This is a genomic window from Streptomyces sp. 1-11, from assembly GCF_007176755.1.
Taxonomy (GTDB): Bacteria; Actinomycetota; Actinomycetes; order Streptomycetales; family Streptomycetaceae; genus Streptomyces.
This window is the reverse complement of sequence record NZ_BJTV01000001.1, coordinates 860832-880400: the sequence shown is the minus strand read 5'-3', so window position 1 is coordinate 880400 and position 19569 is coordinate 860832. Positions and strand designations below refer to the sequence as shown.

Annotated in this window: 21 protein-coding genes and 1 pseudogene; 6 read left to right on the top strand and 16 right to left on the bottom strand. The window is 73.7% G+C overall.

The features are described 5' to 3' along the window. Positions 1 to 59: 59 nt before the first annotated feature. From TNCT1_RS04115 to TNCT1_RS04105, 3 genes are all read right to left on the bottom strand, one after another. On the bottom strand, positions 60 to 1841 hold the full coding sequence (locus TNCT1_RS04115; protein WP_143628151.1) for a phosphatidylglycerol lysyltransferase domain-containing protein: 1782 nt from the start codon (positions 1839 to 1841) through the stop codon (positions 60 to 62). A 98-nt stretch (positions 1842 to 1939) separates the two neighbouring features. Then, positions 1940 to 2221 carry a hypothetical protein gene (locus TNCT1_RS04110; RefSeq protein ID WP_143628149.1) on the bottom strand — a complete coding sequence of 94 codons (282 nt, stop codon included), beginning with the start codon at positions 2219 to 2221 and terminating at the stop codon, positions 1940 to 1942. 178 nt (positions 2222 to 2399) lie between these two features. After that, positions 2400 to 2900, bottom strand: coding sequence for a hypothetical protein (locus TNCT1_RS04105; protein ID WP_235902301.1), 501 nt, complete (start codon positions 2898 to 2900; stop codon positions 2400 to 2402). A gap of 395 nt (positions 2901 to 3295) precedes the next feature. Between TNCT1_RS04105 and TNCT1_RS04100 the strand changes: the two genes are divergently transcribed. Beyond that, entirely contained in the window at positions 3296 to 4135 is an 840-nt protein-coding gene (locus TNCT1_RS04100; protein WP_235902299.1) for an SDR family oxidoreductase, read from the top strand. Between the two features lie 144 nt (positions 4136 to 4279). Here TNCT1_RS04100 and TNCT1_RS04095 read toward each other — a convergent pair whose 3' ends face one another. Beyond that, positions 4280 to 4807, bottom strand: a complete 528-nt coding sequence (locus tag TNCT1_RS04095) for a gluconokinase (protein WP_308789266.1) — start codon at positions 4805 to 4807, stop codon at positions 4280 to 4282. A gap of 213 nt (positions 4808 to 5020) precedes the next feature. On the opposite strand from TNCT1_RS04095, the gene TNCT1_RS04090 reads away from it, so the two are divergent. Then, positions 5021 to 5356 (top strand): hypothetical protein, encoded by a 336-nt coding sequence (locus TNCT1_RS04090; RefSeq protein ID WP_143628147.1) that lies wholly within the window; start codon positions 5021 to 5023, stop codon positions 5354 to 5356. A 41-nt stretch (positions 5357 to 5397) separates the two neighbouring features. Here TNCT1_RS04090 and TNCT1_RS04085 read toward each other — a convergent pair whose 3' ends face one another. Together TNCT1_RS04085 and TNCT1_RS04080 are read right to left on the bottom strand one after the other, a co-directional pair. Then, the gene (locus TNCT1_RS04085; protein WP_235902297.1) at positions 5398 to 6387 is read right to left on the bottom strand and encodes a CorA family divalent cation transporter; all 990 of its coding nucleotides are present in this window, start codon (positions 6385 to 6387) and stop codon (positions 5398 to 5400) included. A 139-nt stretch (positions 6388 to 6526) separates the two neighbouring features. Then, positions 6527 to 6868 (bottom strand): annotated as a pseudogene (locus TNCT1_RS04080) (STAS domain-containing protein); the annotation flags it as partial. Positions 6869 to 7224: 356 nt separating this feature from the next. On the opposite strand from TNCT1_RS04080, the gene TNCT1_RS04075 reads away from it, so the two are divergent. After that, entirely contained in the window at positions 7225 to 7659 is a 435-nt protein-coding gene (locus TNCT1_RS04075) for a MerR family transcriptional regulator (RefSeq protein ID WP_174266130.1), read from the top strand. A 36-nt stretch (positions 7660 to 7695) separates the two neighbouring features. Here TNCT1_RS04075 and TNCT1_RS04070 read toward each other — a convergent pair whose 3' ends face one another. From TNCT1_RS04070 to TNCT1_RS04040, 7 genes are all read right to left on the bottom strand, one after another. Continuing rightward, positions 7696 to 8364, bottom strand: a complete 669-nt coding sequence (locus TNCT1_RS04070; RefSeq protein WP_143628145.1) for a response regulator transcription factor — start codon at positions 8362 to 8364, stop codon at positions 7696 to 7698. Beyond that, positions 8361 to 9647: a sensor histidine kinase gene (locus tag TNCT1_RS04065; RefSeq protein WP_143628143.1), complete on the bottom strand. Its 1287-nt coding sequence runs from the start codon at positions 9645 to 9647 to the stop codon at positions 8361 to 8363. The genes TNCT1_RS04070 and TNCT1_RS04065 overlap by 4 nt, the downstream gene beginning before the upstream one ends. Before the next feature lie 25 nt (positions 9648 to 9672). Then, positions 9673 to 10542, bottom strand: a complete 870-nt coding sequence (locus TNCT1_RS04060; protein ID WP_143628141.1) for an ABC transporter permease — start codon at positions 10540 to 10542, stop codon at positions 9673 to 9675. Beyond that, positions 10539 to 11477, bottom strand: a complete 939-nt coding sequence (locus tag TNCT1_RS04055; protein WP_143628139.1) for an ABC transporter ATP-binding protein — start codon at positions 11475 to 11477, stop codon at positions 10539 to 10541. The genes TNCT1_RS04060 and TNCT1_RS04055 overlap by 4 nt, the downstream gene beginning before the upstream one ends. Before the next feature lie 126 nt (positions 11478 to 11603). Next, complete coding sequence (locus TNCT1_RS04050; RefSeq protein ID WP_143628137.1) at positions 11604 to 12290, bottom strand: phosphatase PAP2 family protein; 687 nt, start codon at positions 12288 to 12290, stop codon at positions 11604 to 11606. Further along, positions 12287 to 12895, bottom strand: a complete 609-nt coding sequence (locus TNCT1_RS04045) for a phosphatase PAP2 family protein (RefSeq protein WP_143628135.1) — start codon at positions 12893 to 12895, stop codon at positions 12287 to 12289. Before TNCT1_RS04045 ends, TNCT1_RS04050 begins: the two co-directional genes overlap by 4 nt. Next, complete coding sequence (locus TNCT1_RS04040) at positions 12892 to 13560, bottom strand: DedA family protein (protein ID WP_143628133.1); 669 nt, start codon at positions 13558 to 13560, stop codon at positions 12892 to 12894. Before TNCT1_RS04040 ends, TNCT1_RS04045 begins: the two co-directional genes overlap by 4 nt. 305 nt (positions 13561 to 13865) lie before the next feature. On the opposite strand from TNCT1_RS04040, the gene TNCT1_RS04035 reads away from it, so the two are divergent. After that, entirely contained in the window at positions 13866 to 14768 is a 903-nt protein-coding gene (locus TNCT1_RS04035) for a hypothetical protein (protein ID WP_143628131.1), read from the top strand. Here the strand turns inward: TNCT1_RS04035 and TNCT1_RS04030 are convergent. The 3 genes from TNCT1_RS04030 to TNCT1_RS04020 form a co-directional block, all read right to left on the bottom strand. Next, the gene (locus TNCT1_RS04030) at positions 14749 to 16134 is read right to left on the bottom strand and encodes a sensor histidine kinase KdpD (protein WP_143628129.1); all 1386 of its coding nucleotides are present in this window, start codon (positions 16132 to 16134) and stop codon (positions 14749 to 14751) included. The genes TNCT1_RS04035 and TNCT1_RS04030 overlap by 20 nt on opposite strands. Further along, positions 16131 to 16793, bottom strand: coding sequence for a response regulator transcription factor (locus TNCT1_RS04025; RefSeq protein WP_143628127.1), 663 nt, complete (start codon positions 16791 to 16793; stop codon positions 16131 to 16133). Before TNCT1_RS04025 ends, TNCT1_RS04030 begins: the two co-directional genes overlap by 4 nt. A gap of 205 nt (positions 16794 to 16998) precedes the next feature. Then, positions 16999 to 17490 (bottom strand): ATP-binding protein, encoded by a 492-nt coding sequence (locus tag TNCT1_RS04020; RefSeq protein ID WP_235902295.1) that lies wholly within the window; start codon positions 17488 to 17490, stop codon positions 16999 to 17001. Between the two features lie 175 nt (positions 17491 to 17665). Between TNCT1_RS04020 and TNCT1_RS04015 the strand changes: the two genes are divergently transcribed. Both TNCT1_RS04015 and TNCT1_RS04010 read left to right on the top strand, forming a co-directional pair. Next, on the top strand, positions 17666 to 18940 hold the full coding sequence (locus tag TNCT1_RS04015; RefSeq protein ID WP_143628125.1) for a helix-turn-helix domain-containing protein: 1275 nt from the start codon (positions 17666 to 17668) through the stop codon (positions 18938 to 18940). Then, positions 18937 to 19491, top strand: coding sequence for a flavoprotein (locus TNCT1_RS04010; RefSeq protein WP_143628122.1), 555 nt, complete (start codon positions 18937 to 18939; stop codon positions 19489 to 19491). The genes TNCT1_RS04015 and TNCT1_RS04010 overlap by 4 nt, the downstream gene beginning before the upstream one ends. Positions 19492 to 19569: the final 78 nt, after the last annotated feature.

Below are 19569 nucleotides of genomic sequence, written 5' to 3'. Positions count from 1 at the left end.
GGCGCCGGGACGCGCCCCACCGGGCACGCCCCGGCAGGGCGGCGGAGGGCCCGACGGCGCTACGAGCGGCTCCCCAGCCCCGGCAGGGTGAGGAAGCCCTCGGCGCGGGCGCTGGCCAGGCCGATGCGGGGGATGTCGCTGCTCTTGGCGAACAGCAGGAAGCGGGGCTCCCACAGCGGACGGTACTTGGCGTTGGCGCGGTACAGGGACTCGATCTGCCACCAGCGCGAGAAGAAGGTGAGGACCGAGCGCCACAGGCGCAGCACCGGACCAGCGCCGAGGCGGGAGCCGCGTTCGAAGACCGAGCGGAACATGGCGAAGTTCAGGGACACCCGCTGGACGCCCATCTCCTCGGCGCGCAGCAGGAGTTCGACCACCATGAACTCCATCAGGCCGTTCTCGCAGGCGCGGTCCCGGCGCATCAGGTCCAGCGACAGGCCGTGTCCGCCCCAGGGGACGAAGCTGAGCAGGGCCCGGGGGACGCCGTCCGCGTCGCGGCACTCCAGCATCACGCAGCGGCCGTCGCCGGGATCGCCGAGGCGGCCCAGGGCCATGGAGAAGCCGCGCTCCGTGGCGCCGTCGCGCCAGTGGTCGGCGCGGTCGACGAGCAGGGCCATCTCGTCGTCGGGGATGTCCTCGTGGCGGCGGATGCGGACGGTGTACCCGGCCCGGCCGACCCGCTTGTGCGCCTGGCGGACCGCCCGCATGGCGCGGCCCTCCAGGGTGAAGTCGGCCAGCTCGACGATCGCCTCGTCACCGAGTTCGAGGGCGTCGAGACCGTGCCGGGAGTAGACGGTGCCCGCCTCCTCGCTCGCGCCCATGACGGCCGGGGTCCAGGCGTGCCGGCGGGCCTCGGCGAGCCAGGCGTCGATGGCGCCGGGCCAGGCCTCGGGGTCGCCGATGGGATCGCCGGAGGCGAGGCTCACGCCGCCGACGACGCGGTAGGTGACGGCCGCCTTGCCGCTCGGCGAGAAGACGGCCGCCTTGTCCCGGCGCAGCGCGAAGTAGCCGAGGGAGTCGCGTTCGCCGTGCTTGGCGAGCAGGTCGCGCAGGCGCCGCTCGTCCTCCGGGCCGAGCAGGCAGGCGCCGCGCGGGGCGCGGAAGCAGGCGTAGAGGACGAGGAGGAAGGTCGCGGCCATCAGGACGTTGACGGTCATGTCCGCCCAGCGGGGGGCGAGCACGGTGTCGACGCGGTCGGCGAGCGGGCCCACGCTGACCCCGCGCAGCAGCGTGTAGGAGATCTCCTCCTTGAGCGCGGCGCCGGGGATCCGGTTCGTCTCGTGCACCAGCAGCGTGCCCAGCGTGGCGCTGACCAGGGCGCCGCCCGCGCCGACGGCGAGGGCGAGGCGCGGGTTGGAGCGGTCGCCGATGGCGTCGAACTCGCGCCGGCCGACGAGCAGGGCCGCCACGAACAGGGCGGTGAGGGCGACGGAGAGCCAGTTGAAGACGTGCTCGCGGTAGGGGGCGCGGGTGAGCGCGAGGGCGTAGAGGCAGAGCAGCGGGCCGGCGAGGAGGAGGTTGAAGAACCAGGCGGCCCGTTTGCGGCGGTGCATCACCACCGCGAGGAACAGGGCGAGGAAAGCGGAGACCAGGCCGGCGGTGGCCAGGTAGGGCGTGAAGAACGAGCCGACGTTGTGCTCGTGCACCTCCTCGCGGAAGGGCAGGGAGAGCACCGCGAGGATGTTGAGCGCGGCCATGAGGCGCAGGTACCAGACGGTGGCCGCCGCCGCCCGCTTCCTCAGCCGGTCGTCGCCGGCGGACGGGGCGGGGGCGCCGGGGCGGGGGTCGCTGCGCTGGGCGGGAGCCTGCGGGGAGGCCGGGCTCGGCTGTCGTGCGGGCATGGTGACGGGCACCTTGGGAGAGGGGACGGGCCGAGGCCGACCCTACAACCCGTAGGGTAACGCGAGTGCAAAGGTGTGCACATCGGGTGCACAGGTTCTCATCCGGACGCGTCCGCGCCGCGCCGGGCCGCCGCCAGCGTCCAGGCGAGGTTGCCCACCGCGGCGCCGGCCGCCACCGCGGCGACGATCACCCCGCCGGTGGCGAGGCCGTCGCTGAACAGGTGCGGACGCCGGTCCAGGCTGTGCAGACCGAAACCGCAGAGCTCGTAGACGCCCACGGCGGCGACGACGAGACTGACGACGAGCACGGTCAGCGTCGGGGCCAGCCCGCGTACGGCGAGCCGCGCGGCCGGGGCCGGCTCGGTGTGTGTGTCCCGCATGGTGTCCCCCGAAGAACGGACGTGTGTGGCTGGCGTGCCGGGACCCACGATATGGCCGCGCGCCCGCCCGCCGTCGCACGAGGCCCGCCGGCCACGCCCGGCGCCCCTACCGCGGCCGGGGCGGACACGGGCCTCGGCCGCGGTAGGGGCCGGCCCGGTCGGTCGTCCGGGTCCGGCGTCAGTAGCGCAGCGCCGTGTTGACCACCGCGTGGACGTCGCCGGTCAGCTTGCGGTGGCTTTGGGCGGTGGCGTCGCCGGTGGAGCCGGCCGCCACGTCCTTGAGGGTCACCACGGTGACGTCCAGCAGGTTGCCGTTCTTGTCGGTGAAGTTGACCTGCACGGCGAAGGACTTGGCCGAGGACGCCGTGTTCCTCGCGCTCACCTTGACCGCGGCCCGGCCGTCGGCGCCGGTGGCCGGGGTGCCGAGTGTGACATCGTCCTTGGCCTTGACGCCGTTCTTCACGCCGTCGAGCTTCTGCCGGGCCTCCGCGGAGGCCGCGGCCAGCGCGTCCGCGCCCTTCGAGGCGAGCGAGGAGGCGGCGGAGGAGGCCGCCGAGGCCGCCTTGCTGGCGGCGCGCGACGTGTTCCCCGAGTTGCCGTCGGAGCACCCCGCCGCCGCGACCGCGACCACCCCGGCGAGGACCGCGCCCGCCGCTGTCCGTGTCCATCTGCTTGTCATGGTCCGCCTCCGGCGACTCGCGCAACGGGCTGTCCTCCCAGTGAAGGGGCCGCCGCCACGGCCCGCACGTCGAGCGGCACTCCGGCGGGCTTTGCCGGGTGGGCGTGCGGGGCCCCCGGGCGAGTGCTGCAACGGCCGGAGGCGCCGGGTGGTGTCCGCGGTCCCTGAGCGGCCATGGCGAACGCCCTCCGGGTGGGCGACCACCTGCTGCAGCGGCTGGGCTGAGCGCCGCCCGCGCGAGCACGCCGCCGACCGGGCGAAGATGCTCCGCCGCGCAGCGCAACGCGGTCCGCCCCGGGCTGCCGCCCCGGCCCCCCGGTGCTTGGCTGACGGCGCAGCCTCCGGGCCTCACCGGCCCGGCGGGTCCGGGCACGCAGGCAAGGAGCTAGGGCATCGTGAGTTCCACCGAGGGCGCACCGCGGGGCGTGATCCCCGCCCAACTGCTGAAGGGCCAGAAGGCGCTGGTCACCGGCGCGAACTCCGGGATCGGCAGGGCGACGGCCGTCGCCCTGGGCCGGGCCGGGGCCGACGTCGTGGTGAACTACGTGGCCGGCCGCGAGGAAGCCGACCAGGTGGTCGAGGAGATCACCGCCTTCGGGGTCGAGGCCGCCGCGTACGAGGCGGATGTCTCCAAGGAGGACCAGGTCGTCGCCATGACCGACCGGATGGTCAAGGAGTTCGGCACGATCGACATCCTGGTCGCCAACGCGGGACTGCAACGCGACGCCCGCCTCACCGACATGACCCTCGCCCAGTGGCAGAAGGTCATCGACGTCAACCTCACCGGGCAGTTCCTCTGCGCCCGCGAGGCGACCCGGGAGTTCCTGCGCCGCGGAGTGGTCCCGGAGGTGTCCCGGGCGGCCGGGAAGATCATCTGCATGAGTTCGGTGCACCAGCTCATCCCGTGGACCGGGCACGTCAACTACGCCTCCTCCAAGGGCGGCGTGCAGATGATGATGGCGACCCTCGCGCAGGAACTCGCCCCGCACAAGATCCGCGTGAACGCGGTCGCACCCGGAGCCATCAAGACCCCCATCAACCGCGACGCCTGGCAGACCGCCGAGGCGGAGCGCGACCTGCTGCGGCTGATCCCCTACGACCGGGTCGGCGAGCCCGAGGACATCGCCAACGCGGTCGTCGGCCTGGCCTCCGACCTCATGGACTACGTCGTCGGCACCACGCTGTACGTCGACGGCGGCATGACCCTGTTCCCCGGCTTCGCCACCGGCGGCTGACCCGTCCCTTTCCGTACCGGCCCCCGGAAAGGCGCGACGGCCCCGTGCACGGCGAGCTGGAGAGCCCCACCGACGCGGACCTGCGCGGCACCGGCGCCGGTGACGAGGGCTGACCCGGGCCTCAGGGCCTTACGTCCGGATCGCCTAGTGCTCCGGCCCGCACGTGGCCCGCAGCGCCGCCCTCATGACCCCGGCCGGGTCGCCGGACGCGTCGATGGTGACGCCCGGCTCGTCGGGCTGCAGGGGGTCGAGGACGGCGTACTGGCTGTCGAGCAGCTCCGGCGGCATGAAGTGCCCGGTCCGGCGCATGATGCGTTCCGCGGCCGCCTCCCGGTCGAGCGCCAGGTAGACGAACCACAGGTCGGCCCCGGTGCGCCGGAACTGGTCGCGGTACGCGCGCTTGAGCGCGGAGCAGGAGGCGACGCCCCCGTGCCCGTTCGACGCGGCGGCGCGGATCCACTCCGTGAGCGCCGCCAGCCAGGGTCTGCGGTCGGCGTCGTCCAGGGGGCGCCCCGACGCCATCTTGGCGCGGTTCGCGGCGGAGTGGAGGTCGTCGCCCTCCAGGAACGGCACGCCGAGCCGCTGTGCGAGCCGCGCTCCGACGGTGGACTTCCCGGACGCGGACACGCCCATCACGACCACCACCCGCGAACCCCCGTCCGGTCCGGGCAAGGTGCCTCCTGGAGGGCGCGGTGGGTAGCTGCCGGTACCCCACCACTATCGCCCGGCGGCCCGCGCCGCGTCGTGTGCGCGCTCTGGCGGACCGCCGGTTCCGCCAGTGCGGGCGGCCGCGCCCTCGCCAGGCGGGGCCGTCCGCTCTGGCGGATAGTGGGGGAGGGGCGGGAAACACCTTCCAACCGGGTCTCCGTACACACGGGAGGACCGATGCGCGTTTCACGTCCGCTGGCCGCGCTCGCCTGCGTCGCGTTGTCCGGAGTGGGGCTGGCCGCCTGCCAGGACCAGACCGTCGGCACGATCACCGGGCACAACGGGGGCAGAACGGTGCAGGCTTTCACGAACCCGTCGAACGAGGGGTGCCACCGCTTCAAGGCGGACGTCACCCGCGTCGAAAACTCCACGCAGAACAGCATCCTGCTGTACACGACGCCCGACTGCACCGCGCCGAAGGGCCGGCCGAGCACCTACCTGAACATGCAGGGCTCGGACGAGGTGATCAAAACCGCCGGTCCCTGGCGCAGCTTCTCCATCGCCCCCGCGTGAGCCCTGAGGCCCGGTCCGGCCCCACCGGGGCGCCGCCGCGCTCACTGTTCCTGTGTGCCCTCGTCGTCCCGCAGCCTGCGCCAGAGGTGGGTGCGGTGCAGCACGTACAGGGCGGCGCCCAGGACCACCACCTGCAGTGCCACGGCGAGCAGCCAGAAGACGGCCCTGCTCTCCATCTCGTCCGTGAGGAAGCTGAAGTTCATGCCGAAGTAGCCGGTCAGGAACGTCAGCGGCAGGAAGATCGTGGACACGATGGCAAGCCGGTTGATCACGCCGTTCTGCTCGCCCACCACCAGCGAGGAGTAGCTGGCGAAGGCGCGCCGGGTGGCCTCCTGCAGTGACTGGATGTCGCTGAGCACCAGCCGGCCGGCGTGCTGGAAGTCCCGGGCGAGCCGCTGGCGCTCCTCGGGGAAGTCGCGGTTGAGCATCCTGCGCATGATCACCTCGTCCGTCGCCTGGAGGTACGGCAGCAGGAACCGGTGCAGGAGCCCGGCGCGCCGTCGCAGCCGGGCCAGGCGGTAGACCTGGTCGGGGCGCCGCCGGTCGAACATCTCGTCCTCGAGGTCCTCCACCTTCAGCAGGTCCGCCACCGCGGCCCGGCGGAAGGTGTCCAGGGCCTCCTCCAGCAGCAGGAACAGCAGGGCCGCCGTGTCGGGCGGGTTCTCCTCGCCGAGCCGGGCCACGAGGTTCTCCATCGGCCGGGCCGGTCCCCGGTGCAGGGTGAGCAGGTGCCGCTCCGTCGCCAGGACGTGGATGTGGACGATCCGGCGGCCCTGCACGACGGGCACGACGAATGCGGCCCGGTCGCCGAGGAACTGGGCCCGCACCGGCTCACCCGCCCTGCCGAACCACGGCGGGCACTCGGACTCCAGGCCGAGCCCGCTGACGACCGTGTTCTCGTCGTCGGCCGGCTCGGCCCCGAGCTGGACGTCGACCAGCAGGAAACCGGAGGCGGCCAGGCGCTCGCGCGCCGCCGCCAGGTCCGTACGCGTGGTGGCCCCTCCGGGCATCGACACCACCGATACGATCATCTGCCCCTCACCGTGGTCCCAGTTCCGTACGCCCCACGGTGCGCACACTCGCCCGCCGCCGGTCGCGGACACACGCGGGAGCGGCGGTGGGTACCCCGGACGGGTGAGCGCGCGGGATGGGCCGGACGGCCGGAGCCGGTCAGTGACCGCCCGCGAGCTCCCCGCTGAGGGACCCGTGGATCCGGGAGCTGGGCTCGTTCAGCCCGACGATCTCCACGTTCTTGCCGCGCTGGGCGTACTTGGCCTCGACGGCGTCCAGTGCGGCGACGGAGGAGGCGTCCCAGATGTGCGCGGCGGACAGGTCGACGACGACCCGCCCGGGATCGCCCGCGTAGTCGAACCGGCCGACCAGGTCGTTGGAGGAGGCGAAGAACAGCGCGCCCGTCACCCGGTAGACGACGCTCGCGCCGTCGGGACCGGTGACGGCGGTGACATCGGCGAGGTGGGCGACGCGCCGGGCGAAGACGCCCATGGCGGTGGCGCGAGCCGGGGTGACCGGCCGCCGCCGGGCGGCTGAGGGGCAGGGCGGGCGGTCGGCGCCGGGCGGCTGAGGGGCAGGGCGGGCGGTCGGCGCCGGGCGGCTGAGGGGCAGGGCGGGCGGTCGGCGCCGGGCATGGAGAACACGCGCACGCTCTCTTCCGCCGGCCGGTCCGCGCCGGGGGCTTCGTCGGCCCCGGCTGTCCGAATGGCTGTACGGTCACGGGACGGTGTCCCGCGCCCGGCGCCGCTGCGCGGCTAAGGGTCGCGCGGGCACCGCGCAACTCTACCCTGACGTTAGGGTAGAGATTCCCGGCGGCCGTCCGCGGCCGCGGCGGCAGACGAGGAAGGCTCCCCCGCGTGAGCAGCGAGCACATGCAGATCGGCGAGGTCGCCGCACGGACCGAGCTGTCGCTGCGCACCATCCGGCACTACGAGGACACCGGTCTCGTCACCCCGTCCGCCCGCTCGCAGGGCGGCTTCCGGCTCTACACCGAGGCCGACGTCGCCCGCCTGATGGTCATCCGCCGCATGAAGCCGCTCGGGTTCACCCTCGACGAGATGCGCGCCCTGCTGGAGGCCACCGACCGCCTCGACTCGGGCGGCGAACTGCCGCCGGCGGAGCGCGAGGCCCTGCTGGACCGCATCCGCGGCTTCGAGCAGGCCGCCCAGCGCCGGGTCGAGGACCTGCGCACCCAGCTCTCCCGCGCGGAGGAGTTCGCGGCCGCCCTGGCCGCCCGTCTCCGGCCGGCACCGGACGGTGCGGCTAGCGCCCCGCCGCGCGCCGGCAGCTGACGCACCGCCGTCCGCGCGGCGGGGCGGCAGGGCGGGTCAGCCGGCGTGCGGCCGGGCCAGGCCGTGGTCGTAGGCGAAGATCACCGCCTGTACCCGGTCCCGGGCGCCGATCTTGGACAGGACGCGGCCGACATGCGTCTTCACCGTGGACTCCGACAGCACGAAACGCGCGGCGATCTCGCTGTTGGTCCAGCCCTTGCCGACGGCGACGAGGATCTCGCGTTCGCGGTCGGTGAGGGCGCTCAGCCGGGCGTCCCCGCCCGTGCCGTCCGCGCCGGGCGGTACGAGGCGGGCGAACTCGTGCAGCAGGCGGCGGGTGAGGGTCGGCGCGATCACCGCGTCGCCCGCGGCCACGGCCCGGATGCCCGCGAGCAGTTCGTCGGGCCGGGCGTCCTTGAGCAGGAAGCCGCTGGCACCGGCGCGCAGGGCCGCGTACACGTACTCGTCGAGGTCGAAGGTGGTCAGGACGAGGACCCGCGAACGGTCGCCCGTGGCGACGATGCGGCGCGTCGCCTCGATGCCGTCCATGCCCGGCATCCGTACGTCCATGAGGACCACGTCGGGGCGCAGCCCGGCGGCCTTGCGCACCGCCTCGGCGCCGTGCGCGGCCTCGCCGACCACCTCCGTCCCCGGCACGGAGTCCAGCAGCATGCGGAAGCCGTAGCGCTGGAGCGGCTGGTCGTCCACGACGAGCACGGTGGTCATCCGGAACCTCCCCGAGGCGTGAGGTCGAGGACGGCGCGCACCGTCCAGCCCGGGCCCGCGGGGCCCGCGCTGACGTGCCCGCCGTAGAGAGCCGCGCGTTCCCGCATGCCCACCAGGCCGTGTCCTTCCTCGTTCGCCGGACCGGCCCGGCCGGCCGGAGCGGGCGGTCCCGAGTCCTGGACGGCGATCGTCAGCCGGGCGTCCGCCACCACGACCGACAGGTTCGCGCGGGACCCGGCGCCGGCGTGCTTCAGGGTGTTCGTCAGAGCCTCCTGCACGATGCGGTAGACCGTGAGCTGCACCCCGCTGTCGAGCGAGTCGACGTCACCGGCCGTACGGTAGACGACCTCAAGGCCGGCCGCCCGCACCCCCTCGCACAGCGCGTCGACGTCCTTGAGGCCCGGCTGGGGGCTCAGCTCGGGCCCGGCCCGCGGGCCGTCCGCCTCACGCAGCACGCCGAGCACCCGGCGCAGCTCGCTCAGGGCCTGCCGGCCGGTGTCGCCGATGAGACGCAGGGCCTCCTGCCCCCGCTCCGGGGCGGCGGCGGTGGCGTAGGCGCCCGCGTCGGCGAGGGTGATGATGACGGACAGGTTGTGGCCGACGATGTCGTGCATCTCGCGGGCCACCCGCGTCCGCTCCGCCGCGACGGCCAGTCTGCCGCGCTGGTCGCGTTCGACCTCCAGCCTCGCCGCGCGTTCGCGCAGCCCGGCGAGCTGGGCCCGCCGGATGCGGATCATCAGGCCCAGCGCGAGCGCCGCGGTGGCCGTGCTGAGCAGGAAGAACAGCGCGTCCCCGGCCGGCACCGCCACCGACACGCGTACCGCGACCAGACCCAGCGCGCCCGCCAGGGCCGCACAGGCCCACGGGAGCTGCCGCAGCCGCCCGTGCAGGGCGAGGCTGTACAGGGCGACGAAGAGGGCGACGTCCGCGCGGAGCGCGACGCCGATCGACCACTGCAGGACGAACACGGCGGTGACGGCGCCGAACGCGACGGCGGGCGCCCGGCGCCGCCACAGCAGCGGCAGCACCAGCCCGGCCTGCGCGGCCGCCGTACCGGCCGCGGACAACCGGGTGAACGCCGCGCGGAAGCGGTGCGGACCGTCCCCGCCGACCGCGTGCAGCAGGTCCGGCAGGCAGAACAGCAGCAGGACGAGGACCACCACCGCGGTGTCCAGCACCCACGGACGGGCCCGGTCGGCGTGCCGGAGCCGCTGGCCGGCCCGGCCGAGCCGGGCGACCAGCGGCTCCGTGCCGCTGAGATCGTCGGAGGCCACCGAGGTCACCGCCGATGACGCGGCCGGCCGCCGCTCACACGTCGCCGCGCAGCAGCCGGCAGGCCGCTCCGGCCAGCACCAGGGCCGTCCAGCCGAGCAGGACCGCGAGTCCGGCGCCCGGGGACAGGGTGGCCGAGCCGTGGGTCAGGGCGAAGAGGGACTCGCCCGCGCGGCTCGGCAGGTAGGGGTTGATGTGCCCCTGCCACGAGCTGGGCAGCAGGGTGATCAGGCCGGGCACCAGCAGGAGGCCGGCCACGAGCACCGAGATGCCGCCGGCGACCGACCGCAGCAGCGCGCCCAGGGCGACGCCGATCACGCCGACCAGGCCGAGGTAGAGCCCGGCGCCCAGCAGACCGCGTACGACACCGGCGTGGCCGAGGGTGAGGGCGGCGGGCGTGCCGGAGACGATGCGGCTGCCGACGAGGAAGGCGGTGAACGCGCCCACGGTCGCCACCACCAGCGCGACCAGCCCGAACACGGCCGCCTTGGACCACAGCACGGGCAGCCGGCGCGGCACCGCGGCCAGGGTCGAGCGGATCGTCCCGGTGGACCACTCGCCCGCCGTCACCAGCACGCCGAGCACACCGAGGGCCAGCTGGGCGAAGTTGGTGCCGAACAGCGACAGGCTCAGCGCCGTCGCGGTGGCGAAGTCGCGGTCGCTGGGCCCGCCCGAGCCGGGGCCCGCCTTGTAGTGGTTCGCGGCGATCACGCCGAAGGCCACGAGGAACAGCAGGCCGAGGCCGAGGGTGATCCAGGTGGAGCGCAGGGACCACAGCTTCGCCCACTCGGCGGACAGCACGCGCCGGCCGGTCACCCGGTAGACGGGCCGGGTCCGGGCGGCCGGGGCCGTGCCGGGGGTCTCGGGGGTGCCGGGGGTCCCGGGGTGCGCCGTGACGGTGCTCATGCCGCGCTCCCGGAGGTCCCGGCGCCGCCGGTGGAGCCGTGGTACTCCACGGCGTCCCTGGTCAGCTCCATGAACGCCTCCTCCAGTGACACCGTCTTCCCGGTCAGCTCGAACAGCGCGATGCCGTGCTCGGCGGCCGTCAGCCCGATCTGGCGTGCGGACAGCCCGGTCACCTGCAGTTCCTCGGAGCCGATGCGGCCGGTGATCTCCACGCCCGGCCCGGCCAGCGCGTCCCGCAGCCGCGCGGGGTCGGACGTCGCGACCTTCACGCTGTCGCCGCCCGCCTCGCGGACCAGGTCCCGCACCGTCGTGTCGGCCAGCAGCCGGCCGCGCCCCACGACGATCAGGTGGTCCGCCACCAGCGCCACCTCGCTCATCAGGTGCGAGGAGACGAAGACCGTGCGCCCTTCCGCCGCCAGGGAGGTGAGCAGGTTGCGGATCCAGAGCACGCCCTCGGGGTCCAGGCCGTTGACGGGCTCGTCCAGCATCACCGTCAGCGGGTCGCCCAGCAGCGCGGCGGCGATGCCCAGACGCTGTCCCATGCCGAGGGAGAAGGAGCCGGCCCGCTTGTCCGCGACGCTGCCGAGACCGGCCAGTTCGACGACCTCGTCGACCCGGCGGCGCGGGATGCCGTGGGTGAGCGCGAGCGCCCTGAGGTGGTTGCGGGCCGAGCGGCCCGGGTGGACCGACTTCGCCTCCAGCAGCGCGCCGACCTCCTGCAGCGGCGCCCGGTGGCGGGCGTAGCGCTGCCCGTTCACCGCGACGGAGCCGCTCGTCGGCGCGTCGAGACCGACGATCATCCGCATCGTCGTGGACTTGCCCGCGCCGTTGGGCCCCAGGAAGCCGGTCACGGTGCCCGGCCGCACGGTGAACTCCAGACCGTCGACGGCCGTCTTCTCCCCGTACCTCTTGGTGAGCCGTTGTGCCTCGATCATTCGCGTTCCCTCTTTCGGGGTGCGGCGCACGGAACGCCCGACGCCTCCCTGGCCACGCTAGGTCCGGGATGTCCGTTTTCCGTGGTACCGGGGGCCCAAGCCCGCGGGGCGGGTGGTACCGGGGTACTACGCCCGCCGCCCGGCGTCCGGAGCGCTGGCCCGGGGTGCGAGGGCGGACGCCGGCAGCAGGCGGACGGCCGCGCACCCGCACGCTCCCAGCCAGCCGGCGGCGAACAGCCAGCCGCCCAGGACGTCGCTGAGCCAGTGCACGCCGAGGTAGCAGCGGGACAGCCCGACCAGCAGGCCCCAGCAGGCGACGGCGATCCGCAGCGCCGTACCGCCGCGCGGGGCGCGCAGGGTCAGCGCGACGACCAGCGTCCCGGCGGTCAGGGCGGCGGTGGTGGTGTGCCCGGAGGGGAACGCCCAGCCGCTCGCGTGCGTCGCCCAGTCCAGGTGCGGCGGGCGCGGCCGGTGGGCCAGCTCCATCACGCCGTACCGCAGCGCCTGTCCCAGTCCGAGACAGGCGAGGCAGAGGGCGGCCGCGAGCAGCCGCTGCCGCGCGGTGCGTCCGGCCACGACGCCGGCCACGGCCACCAGGACGTAGGGGACGACGCCGGTGCCGGTGGCGGTCACGCCCCGTGCCAGGCTCACGGCCGCCTCGGGGCGGTGGGCGGTCGCCCAGGCGAGGAAGCCGTCGTCCAGCCACAGCGGTGAACCGCCACGGCCGAAGATGACCATGGCCAGCACGGCGAACGCCACCCACGCGCCGAGGCCGGCGCTGCCAGCCAGTTCGGCGGTGTCCTCGCGGTTCACGGGGCCGACAGCAGGGGACGGAGCGGCGCCGCCGAGGTCATCCGGCGGGCCAGTTCTCCGGACCGGCGCCGGAGCAGGAGCATCGCGGCGAGCGCCACGAGTCCGCCGACCACCAGCCCGGTGACCACGTCGTGCGGGTAGTGCACGCCGATCCAGACCCGGGAGGCCGCCATGGCGGCCGCCGCCACGCAGGCGACGGCGCCCAGCCGCCGGGAGACGAACAGCAGCGCCACCGCGGCGGCCGCCGCGATCGCCGCGTGGTTGCTGGGGAACGACCAGTCACCGGGCGCCGGACACGCCTCCAGGGTTCTCACCGGCAGGCTCTGGCACGGGCGGTCCTCGTGCACGGCCAGCTTCAGCGCGGCGTTGACGCCGTACGCCAGGACCACGATCACCGGAACGGCCAGCGCGGTCACCGCAGTGGCCGCCCCGGTCCGCCGGGCCCGCCACCAGCCGAGGAGCATGAGCAGGGCGAACACCGCGAGCCCGTAGTCCGACCACACCGTCACCGCGGTGTCCAGCCAGCCCGGCGCGTGCTGGGCGAGATCCGTCACGTCCCGATAGGCGGAGCCGTCGATCGACGCCCCGTCGAATGCCAGGATCATCCGCGAACCTCCTTCTCCCGCGCCCGCCTGCGGCCGCGGTACAACTCCGAGGCGAGCGGAATCAGCGACACCACGACGATCAGCGCGACCAGCGGGAGCAGATAGCGGTCCACGTTCGGGATCGAGGAACCGAGCGCGTAGCCGGCCAGGGTCAGGCCGAGGCTCCACACCAGGCCGCCGGCCACCTGCCACACCGCGAACGTCCGGGCGGGCACCTCCAGGGCCCCCGCCAGCGGATTGAGCACGGTCCGCACCACCGGCACGAACCTGGCCAGGAAGATCGCCTTGGCGTGCCCGTAGCGCCCGAGCAGTTCCTCGGCCCGCTCCGCGCCTTCGCGCAGCCGCGCCGAGCGGCTGCGCGCCAGCAGCGCACCGCCCGCCCGGCGCCCGATCAGGTAGCCGCACTGGGCGCCGGCCAGCGCGCCGAACGCCGCGGCCGCCAGCAGCGGTCCCAGCGACAGGTGCACGCCGTGCCGCCCCGAGCCGGTGCACAGCAGACCGGCGGTGAAGAGCAGGGAGTCGCCCGGCAGGAAGAACCCGACGAGCAGGCCCGTCTCGGCGAACATCACGACGCCGACGCCCAGCACGCCGAAGGCGGCAAGCAGCGACTGCGCGTCCAGCGGATTCACCGCCAGCTGCGTCGACAGGGCCACGGATGTGGTCATCGGCATGAGTCCTCTCCGGGCGCGCTGACACGCCAGTCGTCTACAGTACCGTAGACTGTCTACGGTACTGTAGACGATCGTCGCGGGCGGACGGTTCCCGTATCAGCAGGACGCCACCGGGCCGGGCCCGGCCGCCCGGCGCGGGGGCCGAACCGCCGTGCCGCGCGCGTTCAGGATGCGTTCAGGCTTTTCGTGCCACGGTCGGGATCACGGCCGCCGCCGGCGGCCGGCTGGATCTCACAGGGCGCTCGTCCCACTTCCCGGGGGCGAGCGCCCTGTCGTTTCGACCGGACAGGAGAGCCGCATTGGAGAACTCGGAGGTCCTCACCGACCTCGACGTGGCGAGCGCGTCGAACACGACCAAGTCGGTGATGAAGAAGCTGCCCGAGGTCACGCTGGCGTTCTGGATCATGAAGATCGCCGCGACGACCCTGGGCGAGACGGCGGGTGACCTCTTCGCACAGACCCTGAAGCTGGGCTACTTCCTCACGACGATCGCGCTGTTCCTGGTCTTCGTGGTGACGCTGGTGGTCCAGTTGCGTTCCAGCCGCTACAACCCGTTCTTCTACTGGACCGTGATCCTGTCGACCAGCATGGCCGGCACCACGATGTCCGACTTCATGAACCGCGACGCCAGCGCCAAGTACCTCTCGGCCGGCGCGACCAGGCTGGGCTGGGGCCCGCAGGGGCTCGGCCTGGGCTACCCCACCGGGGCGGCCATCCTCGTCTCGATCCTGCTGGTGATCTTCACCGTCTGGAAGCTGAGCGGGATGACGTTCCAGATCCGGGACATCGTCTCCTTCCGGGGCGAGGCCCTGTTCTGGTCGGCGATCCTCGTGTCGAACACCCTCGGCACCTCCATGGGCGACTTCCTCTCCGACAGCTCCGGCCTCGGCTACGCCGGCGGCGCGCTGCTGGTGACCGGGCTGCTCGGCGTGCTCCTCGCGCTGATGAAGGTGCCCGCGGTGCCGAACGTCCTGCTGTTCTGGTTCGCCTTCGTCCTCACCCGCCCGCTGGGCGCCACCGCGGGCGACTTCCTCACCAAACCCGTCGCCAAGGGCGGCCTGGACCTGGGCACCGCGGGCTCGTCCGCCGTGCTCCTCGCCGTCCTGTTCGCGCTGATGGGGTACGCCCAGGTACGGGAGCGCCGGTCCGCCGCCCGGCCGGCGGGGGAGGAGCCCGGCCCGGTCACCCGGCGGGCAGGCTGACGGTGAACCTGGCCCCGGGCCCGTGCCCGGGGTCGTGGGACACCTCACCGCCGACGGCACGGGCCAGGCGCCGCGCGAGCGGCAGTCCCAGGCCCGCGCCGTCGTGACCGTCGCCCGGATCGGCGCGCCGGCCGGGCTGGAACAGCTCGCCCGCGAACGTCTCCGGCACACCGGGGCCGTCGTCGACGACGTCGATGCGCACACCGCCGGGGAGCCGCCGCGCGGACACGGTCACGTGCGAGCGGGCGTAGCGGGCGGCGTTGGCGAGCAGTGGGCTGAGGATGCGTTCGAGGAGAGCGGGGGCGACCCCCGCCTCCAGTACGGCCGCGTCCGCCTCCACCGCCGTCCGCACCCGGGCCGGCGTGTCGAGGCGCTGGAGCAGGCGGTCGAGGACGGGCACGACGTCGGTCGTCCCGGGGACCGCCGCGGGGGGCAGCGCGTTCTCGCGGGCGTCGTTCAGGAGCGTGTCGCAGATGGTGCGCATGGACCGGGCGGCCTCGGCGATCACCTGCTGGGCTGCGCCGGTCTCGGCGGCCGTGCGGGGCCGGGCCCGCCACCAGTCGAGTTCCATGATGATCCGGGTGAGCGGCGTGCGCAGTTCGTGGGACAGCTCCCCGGTCAGCTGCCGCTCGTGGCGCAGCACCGTGCGTATGCGGTCGAGGAGCGCGTCCAGGGAGGCGCCCAGACGGGCGAGCTCGGCCGGGTGGTCCTCGGTGCCGAAGCGCTCGTCGGAGCCCACGGCGCTCCACTGCGTGGCCTGGTCGGTCATCGTCCGCACCGGGCGCAGTGCCCGGCCCACCGACAGCCGGGTGAGCACGTAGGTGAAGCCGAGCATCACGACGTCCAGGACCACCGACCCCAGCAGCAGGGTGCCGGCCGAACTGCGGTAGGGAGTCAGGTCCAGGGCGGTGACGACGGTGGCGGTGGCGCGGCGGCCGTGGACGGGCTCGGCGCACAGCCGGACGGGCCCGCGGCCGTGGGCCCCCACGGTCGTGCAGGCCTGACCGCGCCGCGCGGCCAGCCGGTCGGCGGCCAGCGCCGGCGGGCCGCCGGCCGCGGCGGACGGCGGCTGCTCGAGCAGACGCGTCCCCGCGTAGATCCACACGTTCGCGTCGAGCAGGCGGTCGTTGACGGTCTCCAGGATCCGCACCCGGGCTCCGGAGGTGTCGACGGTCGTGGCCACCGCCGCCGCCCGGTTGCGCAGTTCGTCGTCCGCCTGGTGCTGCAGGTGCCGGTCCATCACGGCGTTGAACACCACGGTCAGGATCGTCATCAGCAGGGCCGCCGTGGTCAGCGCCACCAGGGAGAGACGGCCGCGCAGGGTGCGCGGGGCGAGGCGCCGCAGGGCGCGCGGGACCCGGTTCATGACAGGCGGTGGCCGATCCCGCGCGCCGTGTCGAGGGTCAGGCCGCTGCCGGCCTCCCGCAGTTTGCGGCGCAGCCGGCTCAGGTACTGGTCCAGGGTGTTGTCGCTGACCTGCGCGCCCTCGGGCCAGCCCGCCCGCACCAGGTCGCGGCGGCGTACGAGGGTCCCGTCCGCGGCGACGAGCGTGGCCAGCAGCCGGAACTCGGTCGGGGACAGCGTGACGCGGGCGCCGTGCACGGTCATGCTGTGGTCCACCGCGTCCAGGACCAGGTCGCCGACCCCGGCCACCGGCGGGCCGGCCGTCCGCCTGAGCACGGCCCTCAGCCTGGCGGCGAGTTCGGCGAGGTGGAAGGGCTTGGGCAGGTAGTCGTCGCCGCCGGCGGAGAACCCGGACAGGCGGTCGGTGAGCTGGTGCCGGGCGGTGAGGAAGACGATCGGGGCGAGGAAGCCGTTGGCACGCATGGCCTGGCACACGTCCCGCCCGTCCGAGTCGGGCAGCCCGACGTCCAGCACGGCCGCCGAGATGTCGGCCGTGGCCAGCCGCAGCGCGGTGGCGCCGTCGGCCGCCGGGACCGGTTCGAAGTCCTCGTCCCGCAGCCCGCGGCGCAGCACGTCCCGCAGGGCGTGGTCGTCCTCGACCACCAGGATCTTGGGGCGCATGAATCCGCCGCCTCTCAGGAGTGCACGAGGCCGGCGGCGAAGCGCCCCGGGCGCCCGGTGGCGAGCCGCCGTACCGGGGTTCCGACTGCCGCCGTGCCGCGGGCAAGGGCCGGGACCGAGTGACTACAGGTAAGTAGACCGTCCATCGGACTGTAGACGAACCACGGCCGAGGAGCGTTCCCGGCCCACGGACGGCACGCGGAGGTCACCCTCGGTCACGGTCACCCACGGCCGCCCGGCCGACGCCGAAGCCGCGTTCCGCGGAAGCGCCGGGTCTCCCGGCACACGACAAGGGCGGGACCCTCAAGGTCCCGCCCGCACCGACTCCCGTGGGACACTTGCCGTTCTTCGTCGGTTCGGCGTGGTACCGGTCGGCGAGAGCGGCGACGAGGAACAGACCCCGGCCGCCCTCGCTGTCCGCGTCGGGCAGAGCCGGCTGGGGCAGGACCGGGCTCGTGTCGCATACCTCGATCCGCAGGACGGCCTCGTCGAGACAGACCGCAAGCGAGACGGATCCGGTGCCGGCGTACTGGACCGCGTTGGTGACGAGCTCGCTGACCAGCAGTTCGGCTGTGTGCACCACCTCGGCGCCCAGTCCCGAGCCCCAGCCCGCTATGGCGTCCACGGCCTGGTGCCGAGCTTGGCTTGCTGCGGCGGGCGTCGCGGGTAGGGAAAGAGCGAGCTGGTGCGCTTCCATGAGCGGCCTCCCGATGTAGGTGGGGCCACACCAAGCAACCAGTCCGTCGCCGTGAGTGGGGAGCCCTGACGCGGGCGCTGCATGACTTATGCAGGAGCTGCATCACCGCCAACTACGGCTGATCTATGCTCGATTGGGCAGGCAGGATCAGCGACGGCGGAAGGAGCCGTGGCAGATGGCCGACGCGCATGGGGAAGCGAGACGGATCGGAGAACGGATCCGTCGGGCGCGGGTGTTACAGCGGCGTTCACAGCACGACGTGGCCGCAGCGCTCGGATATCACCAGTCCAAGGTGAGCCGTCTGGAGAGCGGTCGCGGCACGGAGGCCATCCGCGTACTACGCGCCATCGCGCAGGAACTGAACATCCCACCTCTTGAGTTGGGCCTCGCCACCCCATCTCAGGACGTCTCCGCCGCCGATCAAGAAGCTGACGACATGCACCGCCGCACCTTCCTCGCCGCGAGCATCGCAGCGCTCGCGGCCCCGGCCGGCTCTTCGGCCTCGCACACCGCCCTCGTCCAGACCCTCCTGCCCGGTCCAGGCCCCGCGGGCACCGGTGGCCCACAGGACACGGCCGTCCTGTACGAACGCGTCGGATCAGCACTGAGGCTCTTCCACGCCTGCCACTACACGGAGTTGGAGCGCACCCTCCCGAGCCTGATCGCCGACCTGCGACTGGCGGCCGGTGATGCGACGGACAGGGACACGGTGTCCCGGCTCCTGGCCACGGCCTACCAGACGACGACGAGCCTGCTGCTCAAGCAGCACGACCAAGGCAACGCCTGGCTCGCCGTCGGCCGGGCGATGGCCGAGGCCGAACGCTCGGGGGACCCGGTGGTCCTCGCCTCCAGCGTCCGTGTCCAGGCCCACGTTCTGGTCCGCGAGAAGCACGCCACAGAGGCCGTCACTCTGGTCCGGCACACCGCTGACCAGCTCACCGGCTCCTACGACCGGCGTTCACCGAAGTACCTCGCCGCCGTGGGACTGCTGCTCCTGCGCGGTGTGACCGCGGCCAGCAGTCGCGGTGACCGCGCGGCCACGAAGGAATTCCTCAGTGAGGCGAAGGAAGTCTCGCGTTACGTCACTCTTGACCGGCCCGACGCCTGGGCCACCTTCAGCCCGACCAATGTCGCCCTGCACGAGCTGAGCGCTCTGGTGGCTTTCGGTGACGCCGGCCTCGCCCTTCAGGCGGCCCGGCCCCTCATGCGTCGGCACATCCCGGTCCCCGAGCGCCGCGCCGCACTATGGGTCGAGGCGGCCCGCGCCTACAGCCAGCAGGGCCGCCTCGCCGACGGCTACCAGGCCCTGCGCATCGCCGAGACCTGCGCCGCCCAGGACATCCGCCGCCCCGACGTCCGCAACCTGGTCGCCGACATGGCCGCCCGCGACCGCCGACGTACCCTGCCGGAACTGCACCACTTCAGCCGCCAACTGGGAGTCCCCGCGTGACCGAACCGACTGCCCCGGACAAGAAGCCCTTCCTGTACGTCGTCGTGTGCGCGGCAGGCGTGGCCCGTGACGTCGGCAAGCTGATCACGGCCGCCCAGGAGGCGAACTGGGATGTCGGCGTCATCGCCACACCGCAGGGATTTGGCTTCATCGACGCTACGGCGATCGAGGCACAGACCGGCTACCCGATCCGCTCCGCCTGGCGTTCACCGGGAGACCCGCGCCCCCTGCCCCCGGCGGACGCGATCGCCGTGGCTCCCGCCACCTTCAACACGATCAACAAGTGGGCCGCCGGGATCTCCGACACCCTCGCCCTGGGCATCCTGTGCGAGGCGTACGGCATGGACATCCCGACTGCGGTGCTGCCTTACCTGAACTCCGCTCAGGCCGCCCATCCCGCCTACCAGCAGAGCTTGGACCGGCTGCGGGGCATGGGTGTTCTGATCGGCTCATGCGAACCGCACCGGCCGAGGGCTGGCGGCGCGGCGGAACGCTTCCGCTGGGACGAAGCATTGGAGTTGCTGGAGCCTCTGGTCAGCACGGCGCGGTGACGCCCTCCGTCACTCGCAAACTGGAAGCGGACGAGAGAGGTGTCTTCCCACCCACTGGCGGCCTCGCGGGTGTGAGGC

Excerpts from the sequence above, each read along its gene's own strand:
- TNCT1_RS04115 (WP_143628151.1), bottom strand. The coding sequence starts at position 1,841 with ATGCCCGCACGACAGCCGAGCCCGGCCTCCCCGCAGGCTCCCGCCCAG.
- TNCT1_RS04110 (WP_143628149.1), bottom strand. The coding sequence starts at position 2,221 with ATGCGGGACACACACACCGAGCCGGCCCCGGCCGCGCGGCTCGCCGTA.
- TNCT1_RS04105 (WP_235902301.1), bottom strand. The coding sequence starts at position 2,900 with ATGACAAGCAGATGGACACGGACAGCGGCGGGCGCGGTCCTCGCCGGG.
- TNCT1_RS04090 (WP_143628147.1), top strand. The coding sequence starts at position 5,021 with ATGCGCGTTTCACGTCCGCTGGCCGCGCTCGCCTGCGTCGCGTTGTCC.
- TNCT1_RS04085 (WP_235902297.1), bottom strand. The coding sequence starts at position 6,387 with ATGATCGTATCGGTGGTGTCGATGCCCGGAGGGGCCACCACGCGTACG.
- TNCT1_RS04070 (WP_143628145.1), bottom strand. The coding sequence starts at position 8,364 with ATGACCACCGTGCTCGTCGTGGACGACCAGCCGCTCCAGCGCTACGGC.
- TNCT1_RS04060 (WP_143628141.1), bottom strand. The coding sequence starts at position 10,542 with ATGAGCACCGTCACGGCGCACCCCGGGACCCCCGGCACCCCCGAGACC.
- TNCT1_RS04055 (WP_143628139.1), bottom strand. The coding sequence starts at position 11,477 with ATGATCGAGGCACAACGGCTCACCAAGAGGTACGGGGAGAAGACGGCC.
- TNCT1_RS04045 (WP_143628135.1), bottom strand. The coding sequence starts at position 12,895 with ATGATCCTGGCATTCGACGGGGCGTCGATCGACGGCTCCGCCTATCGG.
- TNCT1_RS04040 (WP_143628133.1), bottom strand. The coding sequence starts at position 13,560 with ATGACCACATCCGTGGCCCTGTCGACGCAGCTGGCGGTGAATCCGCTG.
- TNCT1_RS04030 (WP_143628129.1), bottom strand. The coding sequence starts at position 16,134 with ATGAACCGGGTCCCGCGCGCCCTGCGGCGCCTCGCCCCGCGCACCCTG.
- TNCT1_RS04025 (WP_143628127.1), bottom strand. The coding sequence starts at position 16,793 with ATGCGCCCCAAGATCCTGGTGGTCGAGGACGACCACGCCCTGCGGGAC.
- TNCT1_RS04020 (WP_235902295.1), bottom strand. The coding sequence starts at position 17,490 with ATGGAAGCGCACCAGCTCGCTCTTTCCCTACCCGCGACGCCCGCCGCA.
- TNCT1_RS04015 (WP_143628125.1), top strand. The coding sequence starts at position 17,666 with ATGGCCGACGCGCATGGGGAAGCGAGACGGATCGGAGAACGGATCCGT.